The sequence below is a fragment of the Lentzea sp. NPDC055074 genome (assembly GCF_053608005.1).
In genome coordinates this window covers 19,238-34,137 of sequence record NZ_JBSGUQ010000009.1, presented here as the reverse complement: position 1 = coordinate 34,137, position 14,900 = coordinate 19,238, and the positions used below count along the sequence as shown (strand labels likewise).

The following is a 14,900-nucleotide window of genomic DNA, read 5'->3' as shown; positions in this document are numbered from 1 at the left end:
ACTCGGTACCGGAACTGGTTCCGGTACCGGTTCCAGCCCGTCACCGGAGATACGAGGCACCGTTCACGTCGATGATGGTGCCGCTCGCCCAGAGCGCGTTCTCCGTGGTCAGCCACGCGACCGCCGCCGCGACCTCCTCGGGTTCGGCGACCCGGCCGAACGGGCTCTGCGCCCGGATCAGCTCGCCCTCCTCGCTCGCGAGGAGGTCCGTGACCATGCCGGTCCTCACGAACCCCGGTGCCACCCCCGCGACCGCGATGCCCTGCGGCGCCAGCGACTGGGCGAGCGACTGGGTCATCGCGTGCAGCCCCGCCTTCGCCGCGCCGTACGCGGGGGCATCGGGCTCACCCCGGTAGGCACCCCGCGAGCCGACGTTGACGATGCGGCCGCCGCGGGTCATGTGCCGGACCGCGTGCCACGCGAGATCGGCCGGCCCGTACAGGTTGAGCTCGACGGTGCGGCGCCAGGCCTGCTGCCACTCCTCGAAGCTCGTCGTGGTGATGGGGTGGTGGAAGTAGAGACCGGCGTTGTTGACGAGGACGTCGAGGCCGCCGAGCTTCTCGACGGTCTCCTCGACGACCTGCCCCGCCTGGTCCGCGCCCAGATCGCCCTGAACGGTGACGTGACCGTCTCCGGGGAGGCTTGCGGCTACCGCCCGAGCCTCGTCCGCGCCGGAGCGGTAGTGGACGGCGACCTGGTGGCCCTGCCGCGCGAGGGCCTGGGCGACGGCGGCGCCGATGCCGCGGGATGCTCCGGTGACGAGTGCGCGTCGAGTCATGCCCTCGATCATGCCTGGTTGTCGATCAACCACTTCCCGTTCTGCTGCACGAACGTGTACGTGTGCGTTTCCGTGTCGGTGACGGCCCCGCCCTGCACGTACTGCACCGTCACGGTCACCACGTTGTCGCCTTGCGGCACGAAGTTCGACAGCTGCACCGCTGAGTACTTGCCCCAGAACGTCTGGTAGGCCTGGAAGCTGGGCGCGCGAACGGCCTTGAACCTGTCGGTGAGCGAGGCGTAGCCCGTCTGCAGGTCACCGGGGATCAGCGCGTAGTAGGCGGTGATCGCCTCCTGCGCGTTCTTCGGGCCCGCCGGAGGCTGCGGGGTGTCACTCGGGGTGCCCGCCGGAGGGGTGTTCCCGCTGGTGGCGGGCGGCTGCGTCTGGCTGGCCCCGGGCTGCTGGGGCTGGGACTGGTCCGTCGTCTGGCCGGCGCTCTGGTTCGGCGCGCCGCTGGAGGGCTGGCTGTTCGTGCCGGGCGTCTGGGCGTTCTGGTTGCCGCCGCCCCCCTTGGGCCACAGCAGGAACGAGCCGACGCCGACGGCGATCACGAGCAGCACGATCGCGATGGGGACGAGCGGGAACTTGCGCCGGCGCTCGCCGGACTCCGCCGGGGGTACGGGTGGGGTGCCGGGAGGGGGGACAGCCGCGGGCGCGACGGAGGCCGCGGAGCCCGCGCCTGCCATCGAGAGGGTCTGCCGTGCCGGGGAGGCAGGCGGGGTGGCCAGCTGTGCTGGTTGCGACCCGGCCGTGCTCTTCGCTGCGGCTGCGGCGCTCGCTGCGGCCGCGGCGCCGGTGCCTGCCGGAGTTCCAGCGCTCGCCGCAGACCCCTGTCCGGCTTCGGATCCCGAGCTTTCCGGAGACTCGGCGTCCGGCGTGGTCCCCGCACTCGCCGCCGCTCCTGCGGCCGCGACACCTGCCGCAGCACCAGCGGCCGCTGGTCCCTGACCTGCGTCGGACTCGGCGCTCTCCGCCGACGCCTTGTTCGCGTCGTCCTCCGCGGAAGCCTTGCTCGCGTCAGCGTCGACGCCTTCCGCGGAAGTCTTGCCCGCTGCGGCGGCTTCCGCCGAACCCGCGCCGGCTTCGGCGGCGGAGCCCTCGGCCGTCCCAGCGCTGTCCTCATTCGCCGCGGGCGGTTCCGGCGTCACGTAGGGCTTCGTGGCGGGCTTCGCGGGCGGCGCGGTCAGCCCGGCCGCCTCCACGGCCGCGGCACCGGCGACCAACCCCGCGGCCGCGGCGGCCGCCTCCTGCCTCGCCTTCTCCTCCGGCTGCGCTTCCACCGGGAGCTTGACCGTCGCCGGGATCACGACGGTCGCCTGGGACGCCTGCGGCGTCTCGTTCACCACGGCGGCCAGCAGGTGCACGGCCTCCTGCATGCTCGGGCGGCGCTGCGGGTCGGTCGCGAGCAGCCGGAACAGCACGGGGGACAGCAGGGGGCCCGCGTTGGCCGGGGGCATGATCGAGCCGCTCGCGACGCGGTGCAGCATCACGAGGTTGTTGTCCGCGGTGCCGAAGGGCGGGCCGCCCTCGACGGCGTTGTAGAGCGTGGCTCCGAGCGAGAAGACGTCGGACGGCAGGCCCGCGTCCTCGCCGCGCGCGACCTCGGGGGAGAAGAACGCCGGGGTACCGACGGTGCCCGTCGCGGTGGCGGTGGCGTCCTCGCCGGTGGCGCGGGAGATGCCGAAGTCGGTGATCTTGACTTCCTGGTCGCCGATCAGGACGTTGCCGGGCTTCACGTCGCGGTGCTGGATGCCGTGGCGGTGCGCGGCGGCCAGTGCGGCGGCGGTGTAGCACCCGATGCGGGCCACCTCGCGGGGTGGCAGGGTGCCCTGCTCGGTGATCACGGCGGCGAGGCTGCGGGACGGGAGGTACTCCATGATCAGCCAGGGACGCCCGTCCTCCTCCACGACGTCGTAGACGCGGATGGCGTTCGGGTGCTCGAGCCGGGCGGCGAGGCGGGCCTCGCGCATCGCCCTGGCCTTCGCGCGGTCCACTCTGGCGTCGTCGAGACCGTCGAGCCCGAGCAGCTCCTTCGCCGCGACCACGCGGTGCAGTTGCTCGTCGTAGGCCTGCCAGACGACTCCCATCGCGCCCTGGCCGACCTTCTGCTTCAACTGGTAGCGGCTTCCGATGAGCCGGCTGGTCTCCTCCACGCGGGTGCTCCCGTCCCCTCTGATCACTCACAAGTGTGACGGTTGCCGCGGTCGTCGTTGACCATAACCCCATATGGGGGTATGAATGGGGTTATGCCTAAAATCAACGTGTACCTGCCCGACGAGCTGGCGGAATCCGTGAAAGACATGAACATTCCCGTCTCGGCGATCTGCCAGAGAGCTCTCGAAGGTTCGGTCAAACGGATCATCGCGATCAGGGCGCTCACCGTCCAGGACCTCGAGCGTGACAACTTCCCGCAGTTCACCGACCGCGCGTGGAAGGCGCTCCAGATCGCCGCCGAGTGCTCCGGGGGCACGAAGATCGGCACGTCCCACCTCCTGAACGGCATCGTCCGCGAGGGCGGGAACCTCGCGCTGGACGTGCTGCGCGCGATCGACATCACCCCGGAAGGCCTTCCTTCTTTCATTCCCGCGGACATCGGGAAGAAACCCGGATTCGCGGACGACGGCGCCGCCGCGCTGGAGCTCGCGGTCACCGAGTCGATCGCGCTCGGCCACAACTACGTCGGCTGCGAACACCTGCTGCTCGGGATCATCGCCGAGCCGAACGGTCCCGGCGGTGAGGAGCTGCGCGAGCTGGGCGCGGAGATCAAGGGCACGCGCCGGGCGGTCCAGACGGCGCTCGCGGGCATCATCCACCTCCAGAAGCAGCAGAAAGCCGCCCCGGACCCGGCGAAGGTGCTGGAGATGATCATGACTCGGCTGGCTCGGCTGGAGCAGCACGCGGGTATCGGCTGACGAGCTCCGCGCCGATGCGTGCCAGGTGCTCCTCCACCTCCGGCGACTCGACCGTGACCAGACCGCCCCACCCGGCGACGTTGCGGGCGATGTCGAGCGGCCGCGGCGCCGTCAGCTCGACCCTCGTGTGCTCGCCCTGTTCTCCGACGACGGTGCAGTGGCGGCCGTGCTGATGCTGGAAGACGCCCAGGAACCGCGTGGGCACGAGCACGGTCGCCGACGTGGTCGAACGCTTCGCCTCCACGGCCGTCACGACCTCGTCCCAGGCGCCGGCGAGCTCGAAGTTCGCGGGCCGGCTCGCCGGGGTGCCGGTGAGGGAGACACCCAGGATCCGATCGAGCCGGAACGTGCGCTGCCCCTCGCTGGTGCCGGCGATGAAGTACCAGACGCCGTCCTTGTCGACGAGTCCCCACGGGTCGACCTCGCGTCCTTTCGGCGCCTCGCCCCGTTTCTGGTAGGTCAGCCGCACCCGCACCTGTTTGACGACGGCCTGCTGCAGCGTGGTGGCGATGACCGGCCGGTCCTTGGTGTCCTCGCCCCACGCCGCCGTGTCGATGATCGTCGCGTCCGCGGCGGCCTCGGCCTCGGCGCGGAACGTCTGCGGCAGCGCGCGCACCAGCTTCCGCAGCGCCGACTTGACCTGCGGCGCGACGGACGCGGCCGGTCCGGCGATCAGGAACAGCGCCTGTGCCTCCGCCGAGGTCAGCCCGCTCAGGTCCGTGCGGGCGCCGCCCACGAGTGACCAGCCTCCGCCTCTCCCCGGTTGGGGGTACACGGGTACCCCCGCCGCGGACAGCGCTTCGAGGTCGCGCCGGGCCGTGGCGTTGGAGACTTCGAGCTCCTCGGCCAGTTCGGCGGCGGTCACCCGGCCGCGGGCCTGCATGAGGAGCAACGTGGCGACGAGACGGTCTGCGCGCATGTCTCCAGATTTCCTCTAAAAGTGCTCACTGGATGAGCACTTTACGGCCGAAGCTGAAAACACATCGACCAGAACTTTTCCGGAGGCAGTTGTGTTGCGAGGCATGTCGACCGTGTCCTACTACGCCGACGACCTGACCGAGGCCCGCGACTGGTACGCGTCGTTCCTCGGCGTCGACGCGTACTTCGAGCGGAGCACCCCGGACGGGATGCTCGCTTACGTCGAGTTCCGCCTCGGCGACTACCAGGCCGAGCTCGGCATCGTGCACCGCCGGTTCGAGGTCACGCCGTCCGGCGGACCGTCGGGCCAGATCCTCTACTGGGCCGTGGACGACCTCGACGCGACGCTGGCGAGGCTGCTGGAGCTGGGCGCCAAGACCCACGACGAACCGCGGGTGCGCGGCGAGGGGTTCGTGACGGCGTCGGTGGTCGACCCGTTCGGCAACATCCTGGGCGTCATGACCAACACCCACTATCTGGCCATCGCCGAGCAGAACCAGGCCGCCCGCGGCGGGAAGTGACGCGGGCGATCCCGGCCGGCGCGCCTGCCGGCCTGGCCCGCGGTCCGCATATCCTCCCGGCATGACGACGCGGCTCGCCATCACCGGACATCGTGGACTCTCCGCCGACCTGGAAGCCGAGATCGACCGGATGATCCGCGCCGCCGTCGCGGAGAACGGGTCCGCGGCAGGGGTGTCGTGCCTCGCGGACGGGGCGGACGCCGTGTTCGCCCAAGCCGTGCTGGACGCGGGCGATGCTCTCGTCGCCGTGCTGCCCGCGTCGAGGTACCGCGAGACGCTGCCCGATGCCTACAAGCCCGTCTACGACTCGTTGCTCGCGAGGGCGGGCAAGGTCGTGCAGCTCGAGTACGTCACGCCGGACCCGCACGCCTACATGGAGGCCGGTAAGCGCATGGTCGACGAGGCCGACGCGCTGCTCGCCGTGTGGGACGGGTTGCCGGGGCGTGGTCCTGGCGGGACGGCCGACGTGGTGGCCTACGCGCGGTCGCGGGGCGTGCCGGTCACGGTGCTGTGGCCGGAGGGCGCCGTCCGCTGAGGGAGTTGCCCCGCAGCACGCGGAGCAGCACCGCCGGCCGGAGCAGGGTCGCCGGGTGGTCGAGCAGGTGCGAGACGCGGACGAACGCGCGGTAGACCTGCCTGTTGCCGGGGATCGCCCCGAGCACGCGGCCGGAGTACCACCGTCGCAGGCGGGTCCTCAGCGGGAGTTTCCTCGTGCCCCAGCCGAGATCTGCGGTCGTCACGGACGTCCACGGGATCTTCGCGGTCCTGGCGACGGCGCGCTGGAAGACCAGCGGTTCGGTGGAGAGGTCGTGTTCCTGCAGGAGTGCCCGCAGGGCCGTGCAGCTCAGGGCGGCGACGGTCAGGCCGTGGCCGTGGACGGGGTTGAGCGAGACCACCGAGTCGCCGAGGGCGAGCAGGCCGCGCGGCCAGTTCCCGACCTGGTGGAAGCGGTTCCAGCGGCTGCGCAGGTTGCCCGCGCGGTGCAGGTCGGACGCCGGGGTGGCGGTCTTGACGACCTCCGCGATGTCCTGGCAGTGCAGGCTCGTCGCGTAGTCGAGGAAACCGTCGTCGTCGGCCGGGGCCGCGTCGCCGTCCGCTCCGAACAGCGTCACGAACCACCGATGACCGTCCACTGAGGACACCATGCCGCCGCGCCTCGTGCCGGGCGAGTGGGTGGTCTCGCAGGCGGTCTTCCAGTCCGGTTTCAGATCCTGGCTCACCTCGTAGAGGCGCGAGGTGCAGGTGAGGTGGCCGTTGACGATCATCGGCGCGGGGCAGTGCACGCCGATCTCCGCGAGCCACGACACGAGGGGGCTGTCACGGCCCGAGGCGTCGACGATCAGGTCCGCGTAGTCGGTGAACGGCCTGTCGCCGCGCCGTCCGTGCACACCGGTGACCGTGCCGCGGTCGTGCAGCAGGCCGTCGATCGTCACACCGTCCACAAGGGACACGTTCGCGAGCCGCAGCACCCGGCGGCGCAGGATCCGGTCGAGCGTCGGCCGCGTCACCGAGAGCACGCTCAGGCCGAGGTGGTCGCGCGGTGCCCAGCCTGCCGGGACGCGGCTCAGGAAGTCGCTGCCGAGGTCCGCGCGGACCGCTCCCGCGTCCTCCAGCTCCGCGCCGAGCCGCGGGAACAGCGCTTCGAGCGCCTCGGCCCCGCGTGCCTGCAGCGCGTGCGGGTGGTGGGTCCGGGACAGGCGCGCGCGGTGGCCGGCGGTGTCCCGGTCGACGAGCACGACGTCGCCGTACGACTCGGCCAGCACCCGCGCCGCCAGCAACCCCGCGAAGCCGGCGCCGATGACCAGGGCGCGGTCGGAGTACATGGCGGCCATGCTGGCAGAGCGTTCCTCCCGGCGAACCCGCCAAGAGTCCTGTGTTCGGGCCTGATCTCGACAGCTTCACGACAGCTTCGCGACGAGCTCCGCCCGGCTGCGCACCCCGAACTTCGCGAACAGCGACTTGAGGTGGTCCTGCACGGTGTACGGCGAGATGGCGAGCCGTGCCGCGATCTCCGACGTCGGCTGCCCGGCGAGCACCTCGTGGCAGACGTCCTCCTCGCGGCCGGTCACGCCGTAGGCCCTGACCAGCAGCCCGAGCAGGTCCGCGGCCGACGCCCGGCTGATCGTCACGGCGGTCTCCCCGCTGTCGTCCCCGTCGCTCACGAGCGCGCTGGCCTCGAGCAGGATCCAGCCGCCGTGCGCGTCGCGGACCCTCGCCCTGAACGTGCCCGAACGCGCTCCCGCCGCCGCGGCCCGCAGCATCACCGCGAACCGGCCGGGCGCGACGTCCTCCAGTTCGTCGCGCCACCGCGCGCTCGCCGCGGTCGAGGCCCGGACGGTGCCGTCGCCGGCGACCACGACGACGGCCGGAGTGCCGGTCCGGCGGGCCGCGGTGCGCGCGGCGACCCTGGTGGCGGCACCCAGCGCGGGCGCCACCGAGGTCATGAACTCCAGCTCGCGGTCGCTGAAGTCGCTCGTGCGCACCATTCCCGCGCCACCCCAGCACGTGTTGTCGGCGCGGAACAACGACCGCAGCTCGTGGCTGAGACCGAGCGGCCGCCAGACCTCGTTGAGCCGGGTCGACCGCTCGTCCTCGAGCCTCGCCACCGTGTCGCCGCGCTGCGCCAGGGACACGAACGTGTGCGGTTCGCCGGGGGTGTACTCGCAGGTCGCGAGCACCGGCTCGTACTGGTGCGGGATGCGGTTGGCGCCGCTGGTCATGGTGCTGATCACGCCGGAGTCCGGGTCCATCGACGCCCAGCAGGCGAGCTCGCACGGCACGACCCGGGCGACCAGGGCGATGGCCGCCGCGTGCAGCTGCGCGACGTCGAGCCCCGCGCTCGCCAATGCGGTGACGTCGCGTCGCACGCCGAGCGCCCGACCCTCCCACATGGTTGGCAGTATGCGCCCGCCCGCGGCGCCGCGGGATCCCAGTTTTCCGGGATACGGCAGGTCGTCCGGTGCGCGGAGGCTTCGGGGCGTGCTGACCACCGCCGGCGAGGGCGCCGAGATCACCGTGCCCGACGCGACCATCACCGTCCGGATCTCGGGGAAGGACACCGGAGGCGCCTACGAGGTGTTCGAGGTCGACGCGCCCCGCGGGGAGGCGGCGCCGCCGCATCGGACGCCGTGGCCGAAGGCGTACTACGTGCTGCACGGGCGCATGGCGGTGTTCCTCGACGGCGAGCTGTTCGACCTGTCACCGGGTGACGCCGTCACGATCCCGCCCAACGCATCCCACACGTTCACCGTGCACACGCCGTCCGTGCAGTTCCTGGCGTTCGCCGTCGGGGAGGTCATGGGCGCGTTCTTCCTCGACCTGTCCGCGAACGGCTTGGAGGCGTTGGCGCGTCACGGGGTGACTCAGTGAGCGTCGTCGCCCAGGTCGCGGCCGCGATCGCGGCACTGGTGCACGTGGTGGTGTGGGTGTGCGAGGCGTTCCTGATCGGGCGCGTCCACCAGTCGATGTTCGGGCAGCCCGCGCGGGACGTGCCGGCGATCCGGCTGTGGGCGTTCGGCGTGGGGTTCTACAACCTGTTCCTGGCGTGCGGCCTGGTCGCCGGGCTGGTCGCGCTGCACGGCGGGCAGGAGCTGGTCGGGCGCACGCTGGTCTTCTACGTGTCGTGGTTCATGCTGGCGGGCAGCCTCGTGCTGGCCGTGGCCGACCAGCTCGCGCTGAGCCGTCCGCGCAACCAGGCGTGGGGAGGCGTTGCGGCGGAAGGGATCCCGCCGCTGGTCGTGCTGCTGTTCGCCTAGGATCGGGTGTTCGAGGCGAGTACGACGTGGGGGAACGTTCTTGAAGACGATCGAACTACCCGATGGTGCCGTGATCACGGGGCGTGGCCTGCGTGACGGCACGATCGTGGAGCCGCATCCGCAGTACGGCGTGTACCTGCAGCCCAAGCCGGTCGACGTGCCGTGGCCGCACGACTGGATCGACTGGCCGGACTTCCGCCTGCCGCGCGACCACGACGCCGCCATCAGGCTGATCCGCTCCCTGCACGCGCGGGCGTTGTCGGGCGAGCAGGTCGAGGTGGCGTGCAGCGGGGGCATCGGGCGCACCGGCACGGTGATCTCGTGCCTCGCCGTGCTCGCCGGCGTTCCTGCCGGCGAGGCCGTGGCGTGGACGCGCGCGAACTACCACCGGCGTGCCGTCGAGACGCCGTGGCAGAAGCGCTGGGTCAGGAACTTCCCTCCCCCCGCCTAGGAGTCCAGCTCCACCGCTGAGCGCCGGTGCACCAGCTCGACGACCTCCGGCGGCACCGAGTCGCCGGCCGCGAGCAGCCGGGGCAGGAGCGCGGGCTCCGTGGTGACGGCGCGGAAGAACAGCTCGACCGTGACGTCGTGGCCGGGCCGGTGCACGACGGTGATCTCGTCGCCCGGTGCGACGAGACCCTCTTCCAGCACGCGGAAGTACGCGCCGGGCCGGGCCTGCTGAGTGAACCGCTTGACCCAGCCGCGTTGCCCGAGGAACTCGGCGAACGTGCGGCACGGGATGCGCGGCCCGGTGATCTCCAGCAGTGCCGTGCCGATCCGCCAGTGCTCGCCGACCAGCGCGGTCGTGTGGTCGATGCCCTGCGTGGTCAGGTTCTCGCCGAACTGGCCGTTGCCGAGGCCGGCGCCCAGCTCGGACTGCCACCAGTCGAGGTCCTCGCGCGCGTAGCCGGACACGGCCTGGTAGTCGCCGCCGTGCACGGTCCAGTCGCCGATCGTGTCCCCGGCGACGCCGCTGCCCGCCGAGCCCTTGGCGCCCGGAGCGCTGAGCCGCAACGGCCCGTCGACCGGGCGTTTGTCGATGCCGGTGGCGCCCGCGCGGGCGTAGTCGACCGGCATCGTCCTGTGGGCGACGTTCAGCGAGAGCACGACGGGCATGGGCCCGAGACTATTGGCCGACCGCCCTGGCGGCGATCGAATTGACGTAGTCCTCGTACTTGCCGACCTTGTACGTGATCAGGTCCATGCACTCCTGCAGCCGCACCATCTGCTGCTGGACGCGTTCCTGGTGCTCCTTGAGGATGTCGAGGCGCTGCAGCTCGTTGCCGTCGCCCTGGCGGACCAGGTCGGTGTAGCGGCGGATCTCCGGCACCGGCATCCCGGACATGCGCAGCATGATGCACATGCGCAGCCAGTCGACGTCCTGCTGCGTGTACACCCGGCGTCCTCCCGGTCCTCTGTGGACCTGGTGCGCGAGGATGCCCTCCTTCTCGTAGAACCGCAGCGCGTGCACGCTCAGCCCGGTGCGTTCGGCCACCTGTCCGATGCTCAGCCCCATGTGCCCGAGCATAGGCTTGACCTAGAGTCGGCTCTACTTCGTAGGTTCCCCGCATGAACATGCGCTATCGCGTTCTCGGGGGAACCGGCATCGAGGTCAGCCACCACTGCCTCGGCGCCATGATGTTCGGCTCGGTCGCCAACAACGACCACGAGGAGGGTGTGCGGATCATCCACCGCGCCCTCGACGCGGGGATCAACTTCGTCGACACCGCCGACATGTACTCGGCCGGCGACTCCGAGGAGATCGTCGGGAAGGCTCTGAAGGACCGCCGCGACGACGTCGTCCTGGCCACGAAGTTCCACTTCCCGCTGGGGGAGGGCCGCAACCACAGCGGCAACTCGCGCCGGTACGTCGTGCGGGCCGTCGAGGCGAGCCTGCGGCGGCTCGGCACCGACTGGATCGACGTCTACCAGGTGCACCGGCCGGACTACCGGACCGACGTCGAGGAGACGCTGTCCGTGCTGACGGACCTGGTGCGGGAGGGGAAGATCCGGGCGTTCGGGTGCTCGACGTTCCCGGCCGAGGAGATCGTCGAGGCGCACCACGTGGCGCTGAACCGGGGGTTGATGCGGTTCCGGACCGAGCAGCCGCCGTACTCGATGCTGGCGCGCGGGGTCGAACGCTCGGTGCTGCCGACCGCCCAGCGCCTCGGGATGGGCGTGCTGGTCTGGAGTCCGCTGGCCAGCGGGTTCCTGTCGGGCAGGCACCGGCGGGGCGCGTCGGCCGAGGCGTTCCGGGCGACGCTGAGCCCGGAGCGGTTCGACGAGTCGCTGCCGGGCAACGCGGCCAAGTTCGAGGCGGTGGAGCAGTTCGCGAAGCTCGCCGACGAGATGGGGGTGTCGTTGCCGGCGCTGGCGATCGCGTTCGTGACGTCGCATCCGGGGGTGACGTCGGCGATCACCGGGCCGCGCACGATGGAGCAGCTGGAGTCGTTGCTGGAGGGCGCCTCGCTGGTGCTGACCGACGACGTGCTGGACCGGATCGACGAGATCGTGCCGCCCGGCGTGGACACCTACGACGTGTCCGGTGGCTGGAAGCCGGCGGCGCTGCTGGATCTCCACCAGCGACGCCGGCCGCTCGATCAGCGCTAGTGGCGTGGCCCGGCCCGCCAGCACGCGAATTCACGTTCAGCAGGCCGCCTCGCGGCACCGCCCCACGCCCCGTACAACCAGTACGAGGACGTGGGGGCGGCACCACGACGCACCCGTCCGACCGCGAATTCGCACGGCAGCGTTCCGGGCCACGCCACTGGTCACCACTGCTGGGTGGTCAGGCCGGTGCCCAGGTAGACCTGGTCGTAGGAGTTGCCGTCGTTGTCGTCGGTGTAGACGACGGTGACGCGGCCCCACGGGTCGACGCCGACGGCGGGCTCGTCCTGCCTGCCCGTGGCGTTCGAGACCGTGAGCTGCCGTTCGGGGCGGCCTGTGGTGGTGCCGTCGGCGTTGTAGACGCTCGTGTGGACGTCCTGCGCCTCCGCCGTGGTCACCGCGACGCGGAGCTGGTCGTCGAGGCCGATCTGCGGGTCGGCGCCGGTGGTCTGCGCGACCGCGCCGCGGGAGACCCCGGCCGCGGTGAAGGACTGGACGCGGACCCCTGACTGCTCCCAGGCGACGGCGAAGTCGCCGTTGAAGTTGGCCGCCACGGCGGGGCGTTTGCCCTGCCCCGTCGTGGTCTGCGCCTGCTTCACGCCCCCGGACGGGGTGACGATCTTGCGGGCGACGTTCGCGTCCGCCTCCCAGACGACGATCGCGTTGCCCGCCGCGCCCATCGCGACCTGCGGCTTGGCGTGGGTGCCGCCGGCGTTGTTGACCTGGGCCTCGTAGGACTTGGAGCTGATCGACGCGAACATGCTGACGCGCGTGGTGGGAGCGGCGGTGCCCTGCTTGTCCTCCCACGTCACCGCGAAGCCGCCGGAGTCGGGATCCGCTGCGACGCTGGGGAAGTACTGCTGGCCGTCGGCGCTGGCGTTGGCCGTTCCCGACCCCGACACCGTCCCGCTCGCGCTCACGGAACGGACCGCGATGTTGTAGTAGCCGTTGCCGTCCGGGTCCTCCGACCAGACGACGACCGCGCTGCCGTCCTCGCGCACCGACACGTCCGGCTGCCAATGGCGCCAGGTGCCGGTGCCGCCGGTGGAGAGCTTCTTCTCGTAGACCGCCGCCCCCTCCTTGTAGAGGCGGATCCAGACGTCGGAGTGGACCGGGTCCTCGGGGGCCGTGGTGTCGCGGTCGTCCTCCCACACGACGGCCGTGTACCCGTTGCGGGAGGACGAGACGGACGCGTTGTCCTGGTCGCCGGTCGAGTCGGTGTTGACCGTGGACCACGTCATCGGGGCGGGTGCCAGCAGGAGGCTCGCGATCAGCAGTGTCTTCACGGTGCCTGCAATCCTGGGTTGTCCGACTCGACGACGTAGCTGCCGACGGTCTTGACCGGGTAGTCGCGGACGGTGACCTTGTCGACGGCGCGGAAGTCGACGCGCATCTCGGCTGAGGTGGTCTGGGTCTTGACGTAGCCGCGCAGGTTCTTGAAGTACTTCACGTGCGGGTTCAGCGTCGGGTTGAGACTGTTGTCGGCCGCGTTGCCGTCACCGCCGGACGTGACGGAGGTGGTGACGAGCTCGGTGCCGATGATGCGGTTCTGGGTCCCGTAGTTCTGCATGAGGTTCGCGCCCCAGCTGCGGTGCACGTCGCCGGTGAGCACCACGGTTCCCTTGTTGCCGTTGGTGTCCCACGCGTTCTGCAGACGCGTGCGGTTGGCGGTGTAGCCGTCCCACGCGTCCATGCTCTTGGAGCCGTCGGCGGCGGCGAGGCGCTGGGCGAAGAACACCTGCTGGCCCAGGAAGTCCCACGTGCCGAGCTTCTGGCGCAGGCCGTCGATCAGCCACGTCTCCTGCGACGTGCCGGTGAGCGTGCGGGCCGGGTCGTCGGCGGCCGGGCAGACCTTCGTGCCGTCGCCGCACGCCTGGTCGTTGCGGTACTGGCGGGTGTCGAGCATGTGGAACGTGGCGAGGCTGCCCCAGCGGACCCTGCGGTGCAGCAGCATGTTCGCGCCTGACGGTGCCTGGGCGCTGCGGAGCGGCATGTGCTCGTAGTAGGCCTTGTAGGCGGCCGTGCGGCGTGCCGCGAAGTCACCGGCCGGGCTGCTGTCGTTGCGGACCAGGTTGGCGTAGTTGTTCTCGACCTCGTGGTCGTCCCAGACGACCAGCCACGGCGCGGCGGCGTGCGCGGCCTGCAGGTCCGGATCGGTCTTGTACTGGGCGTGGCGGACGCGGTAGTTCGCGAGCGTGCTGATCTCGCTCGCGGGCGCGAACTTGCGGACCTTCGTCGTGGTGGCGGCGCCTTCGTAGATGTAGTCGCCGAGGTGCAGGATCAGGTCGGGGTGTTCCTCGGCCATCCGGCGGTAGGCCGTGAAGTAGCCCTCCTCGTAGTGCGAGCACGAGGCGAAGAGCATGGTCAGCGCGGGCTGGGTGCCCACCGCCGGTGCCGTCAGCGCGCGGCCGACGGGGGAGAGGTGGCCGCCGGTGCGGAAGCGGTACCAGTACTCGCGGCCCGGCTCCAGGCCGGTGAGGGTCACGTGGACGGCGTGACCGCCCGCCTGGGTGGTGGTGAACGTGCCGGTGCGGGCGATGGCGGTGAAGTGCTCGTCGGTGGCGACCTGCCAGTCGACGGCGGTGTTGGTGTTGGGCATCCCGCCGAGTCCGTCGGCGTTCAGCGGGCTGGGGGCGAGGCGGGTCCAGATCACGAACCCGTCGGCCGCCGGTTCGCCGGACGCGACTCCCAGGGTGAACGGGTAGCCGATGGCGTTGGCCAGTGCGGGAAGCAGGACCCCGGCGCTCGCTCCCGCGAGGCCGCCCACGATGAAGGTGCGTCTCCGTAACGTGGTCATGGCCCGCACACTTACCGAACGCGGGTAAAGGCCCGCCTAATTGCGTGTGGCTTCAGAGTGGTTTCCCACCAGGCGAATGCCGCGTAGTCGTCGCGGTGGATGTCGAACGCGTCGGCGAGCAGCTCGGCGGCGCACAGCGGCAGGCCGGTGTCGCGGACCGCGCGGTACAGCAGGGCGACGTGGTCGCGGGACCAGGTTTCCAGGCACAGACCCGGTAATCGCTCGGCCTCGCAGCACGGGTGGGCGCACACGACGATGTCGAACCACTCGTCTTCGTGGTCGTTGAACTCGACCGTGACGCCGAAGCGGTCCGGGTGCAGCGCCGTGACCTTGCTGTGGCGGGTGGTGTAGTGCAGGTCGTGGGGCAGCGCGGCGAGGCGTTTGGCGGCGTGGCGGTCCGGGCCGGTGATCGGGACGGGTTCGCGGGGGACGCCGTGGTCGAGCACGACCACGTCCCACCGGCTGCGGGCGAGCCTGAGCGCGGTGGCGAGGCCGGAGATCCCGGCGCCGACGACGAGTGCGGTGCCTGTCGTGCTCGTGAACGCGGTGGCCATGACCAGCCCCTTCCCCTAGGATTGAGGCTAGCGAACGTTCAGAAATTTCTGAAGACAG

The 14,900-nt window shown here is 71.2% G+C and carries 17 protein-coding genes; 7 read left to right on the top strand and 10 right to left on the bottom strand.

Annotation, left to right across the window (positions count from 1 at the left end; all coding sequences use genetic code 11):
- Positions 1-40 precede the first annotated feature (40 nt).
- Entirely contained in the window at positions 41-778 is a 738-nt protein-coding gene (locus ACWF7A_RS21485; RefSeq protein WP_452252234.1) for an SDR family NAD(P)-dependent oxidoreductase, read from the bottom strand.
- A gap of 8 nt (positions 779-786) precedes the next feature.
- Complete coding sequence (locus ACWF7A_RS21480) at positions 787-2,931, bottom strand: protein kinase domain-containing protein (RefSeq protein WP_452252233.1); 2,145 nt, start codon at positions 2,929-2,931, stop codon at positions 787-789.
- A gap of 93 nt (positions 2,932-3,024) precedes the next feature.
- On the opposite strand from ACWF7A_RS21480, the gene ACWF7A_RS21475 reads away from it, so the two are divergent.
- Positions 3,025-3,690 carry a Clp protease N-terminal domain-containing protein gene (locus ACWF7A_RS21475; protein ID WP_452252232.1) on the top strand — a complete coding sequence of 222 codons (666 nt, stop codon included), beginning with the start codon at positions 3,025-3,027 and terminating at the stop codon, positions 3,688-3,690.
- Here ACWF7A_RS21475 and ACWF7A_RS21470 read toward each other — a convergent pair.
- A complete protein-coding gene (locus ACWF7A_RS21470; protein WP_452252231.1) occupies positions 3,644-4,609 on the bottom strand; it encodes a helix-turn-helix transcriptional regulator in 966 nt (321 codons plus the stop codon). The two genes, ACWF7A_RS21475 and ACWF7A_RS21470, sit on opposite strands and share 47 nt — an antisense overlap.
- Positions 4,610-4,712: 103 nt before the next feature.
- On the opposite strand from ACWF7A_RS21470, the gene ACWF7A_RS21465 reads away from it, so the two are divergent.
- Positions 4,713-5,129 carry a VOC family protein gene (locus tag ACWF7A_RS21465; RefSeq protein WP_452252230.1) on the top strand — a complete coding sequence of 139 codons (417 nt, stop codon included), beginning with the start codon at positions 4,713-4,715 and terminating at the stop codon, positions 5,127-5,129.
- A 61-nt stretch (positions 5,130-5,190) separates the two neighbouring features.
- Entirely contained in the window at positions 5,191-5,664 is a 474-nt protein-coding gene (locus ACWF7A_RS21460) for a hypothetical protein (protein ID WP_452252229.1), read from the top strand.
- On the opposite strand, the gene ACWF7A_RS21455 is transcribed toward ACWF7A_RS21460, so the two are convergent.
- Positions 5,630-6,952, bottom strand: a complete 1,323-nt coding sequence (locus ACWF7A_RS21455; RefSeq protein ID WP_452252228.1) for an FAD-dependent oxidoreductase — start codon at positions 6,950-6,952, stop codon at positions 5,630-5,632. The two genes, ACWF7A_RS21460 and ACWF7A_RS21455, sit on opposite strands and share 35 nt — an antisense overlap.
- Before the next feature lie 75 nt (positions 6,953-7,027).
- On the bottom strand, positions 7,028-8,020 hold the full coding sequence (locus ACWF7A_RS21450; protein WP_452252227.1) for a helix-turn-helix transcriptional regulator: 993 nt from the start codon (positions 8,018-8,020) through the stop codon (positions 7,028-7,030).
- A gap of 88 nt (positions 8,021-8,108) precedes the next feature.
- Between ACWF7A_RS21450 and ACWF7A_RS21445 the strand changes: the two genes are divergently transcribed.
- Genes ACWF7A_RS21445 through ACWF7A_RS21435 form a run of 3 tightly spaced genes read left to right on the top strand, consistent with a single transcriptional unit; the run spans position 8,109 to position 9,335 of the window.
- Positions 8,109-8,498: a cupin domain-containing protein gene (locus ACWF7A_RS21445; protein WP_452252226.1), complete on the top strand. Its 390-nt coding sequence runs from the start codon at positions 8,109-8,111 to the stop codon at positions 8,496-8,498.
- Entirely contained in the window at positions 8,495-8,884 is a 390-nt protein-coding gene (locus ACWF7A_RS21440) for a DUF1304 family protein (protein WP_452252225.1), read from the top strand. Before ACWF7A_RS21445 ends, ACWF7A_RS21440 begins: the two co-directional genes overlap by 4 nt.
- 40 nt (positions 8,885-8,924) lie before the next feature.
- The gene (locus tag ACWF7A_RS21435; RefSeq protein ID WP_452252224.1) at positions 8,925-9,335 is read left to right on the top strand and encodes a protein-tyrosine phosphatase family protein; all 411 of its coding nucleotides are present in this window, start codon (positions 8,925-8,927) and stop codon (positions 9,333-9,335) included.
- Here ACWF7A_RS21435 and ACWF7A_RS21430 read toward each other — a convergent pair.
- Positions 9,332-10,000 carry an MOSC domain-containing protein gene (locus ACWF7A_RS21430; protein ID WP_452252223.1) on the bottom strand — a complete coding sequence of 223 codons (669 nt, stop codon included), beginning with the start codon at positions 9,998-10,000 and terminating at the stop codon, positions 9,332-9,334. The genes ACWF7A_RS21435 and ACWF7A_RS21430 overlap by 4 nt on opposite strands.
- 10 nt (positions 10,001-10,010) lie before the next feature.
- Complete coding sequence (locus ACWF7A_RS21425) at positions 10,011-10,400, bottom strand: MerR family transcriptional regulator (protein WP_452252222.1); 390 nt, start codon at positions 10,398-10,400, stop codon at positions 10,011-10,013.
- A gap of 59 nt (positions 10,401-10,459) precedes the next feature.
- Here ACWF7A_RS21425 and ACWF7A_RS21420 point away from each other — a divergent pair, with 59 nt between their 5' ends.
- Entirely contained in the window at positions 10,460-11,494 is a 1,035-nt protein-coding gene (locus ACWF7A_RS21420; protein WP_452252478.1) for an aldo/keto reductase, read from the top strand.
- A 161-nt stretch (positions 11,495-11,655) separates the two neighbouring features.
- On the opposite strand, the gene ACWF7A_RS21415 is transcribed toward ACWF7A_RS21420, so the two are convergent.
- The 3 genes from ACWF7A_RS21415 to ACWF7A_RS21405 are packed head-to-tail and all read right to left on the bottom strand — an operon-like array spanning position 11,656 to position 14,842.
- Complete coding sequence (locus ACWF7A_RS21415; protein WP_452252221.1) at positions 11,656-12,777, bottom strand: hypothetical protein; 1,122 nt, start codon at positions 12,775-12,777, stop codon at positions 11,656-11,658.
- The gene (locus tag ACWF7A_RS21410) at positions 12,774-14,288 is read right to left on the bottom strand and encodes an alkaline phosphatase D family protein (protein WP_452252220.1); all 1,515 of its coding nucleotides are present in this window, start codon (positions 14,286-14,288) and stop codon (positions 12,774-12,776) included. The genes ACWF7A_RS21415 and ACWF7A_RS21410 overlap by 4 nt, the downstream gene beginning before the upstream one ends.
- A gap of 11 nt (positions 14,289-14,299) precedes the next feature.
- Positions 14,300-14,842 carry an FAD-dependent oxidoreductase gene (locus ACWF7A_RS21405; protein ID WP_452252219.1) on the bottom strand — a complete coding sequence of 181 codons (543 nt, stop codon included), beginning with the start codon at positions 14,840-14,842 and terminating at the stop codon, positions 14,300-14,302.
- Positions 14,843-14,900 lie beyond the last annotated feature (58 nt).

Excerpts from the sequence above, each read along its gene's own strand:
- ACWF7A_RS21420 (WP_452252478.1), top strand. The coding sequence starts at position 10,460 with ATGCGCTATCGCGTTCTCGGGGGAACCGGCATCGAGGTCAGCCACCAC.
- ACWF7A_RS21410 (WP_452252220.1), bottom strand. The coding sequence starts at position 14,288 with ATGACCACGTTACGGAGACGCACCTTCATCGTGGGCGGCCTCGCGGGA.
- ACWF7A_RS21405 (WP_452252219.1), bottom strand. The coding sequence starts at position 14,842 with ATGGCCACCGCGTTCACGAGCACGACAGGCACCGCACTCGTCGTCGGC.
- ACWF7A_RS21450 (WP_452252227.1), bottom strand. The coding sequence starts at position 8,020 with ATGTGGGAGGGTCGGGCGCTCGGCGTGCGACGCGACGTCACCGCATTG.
- ACWF7A_RS21465 (WP_452252230.1), top strand. The coding sequence starts at position 4,713 with ATGTCGACCGTGTCCTACTACGCCGACGACCTGACCGAGGCCCGCGAC.
- ACWF7A_RS21425 (WP_452252222.1), bottom strand. The coding sequence starts at position 10,400 with ATGGGGCTGAGCATCGGACAGGTGGCCGAACGCACCGGGCTGAGCGTG.
- ACWF7A_RS21460 (WP_452252229.1), top strand. The coding sequence starts at position 5,191 with ATGACGACGCGGCTCGCCATCACCGGACATCGTGGACTCTCCGCCGAC.
- ACWF7A_RS21475 (WP_452252232.1), top strand. The coding sequence starts at position 3,025 with ATGCCTAAAATCAACGTGTACCTGCCCGACGAGCTGGCGGAATCCGTG.
- ACWF7A_RS21455 (WP_452252228.1), bottom strand. The coding sequence starts at position 6,952 with ATGTACTCCGACCGCGCCCTGGTCATCGGCGCCGGCTTCGCGGGGTTG.
- ACWF7A_RS21470 (WP_452252231.1), bottom strand. The coding sequence starts at position 4,609 with ATGCGCGCAGACCGTCTCGTCGCCACGTTGCTCCTCATGCAGGCCCGC.
- ACWF7A_RS21485 (WP_452252234.1), bottom strand. The coding sequence starts at position 778 with ATGACTCGACGCGCACTCGTCACCGGAGCATCCCGCGGCATCGGCGCC.
- ACWF7A_RS21430 (WP_452252223.1), bottom strand. The coding sequence starts at position 10,000 with ATGCCCGTCGTGCTCTCGCTGAACGTCGCCCACAGGACGATGCCGGTC.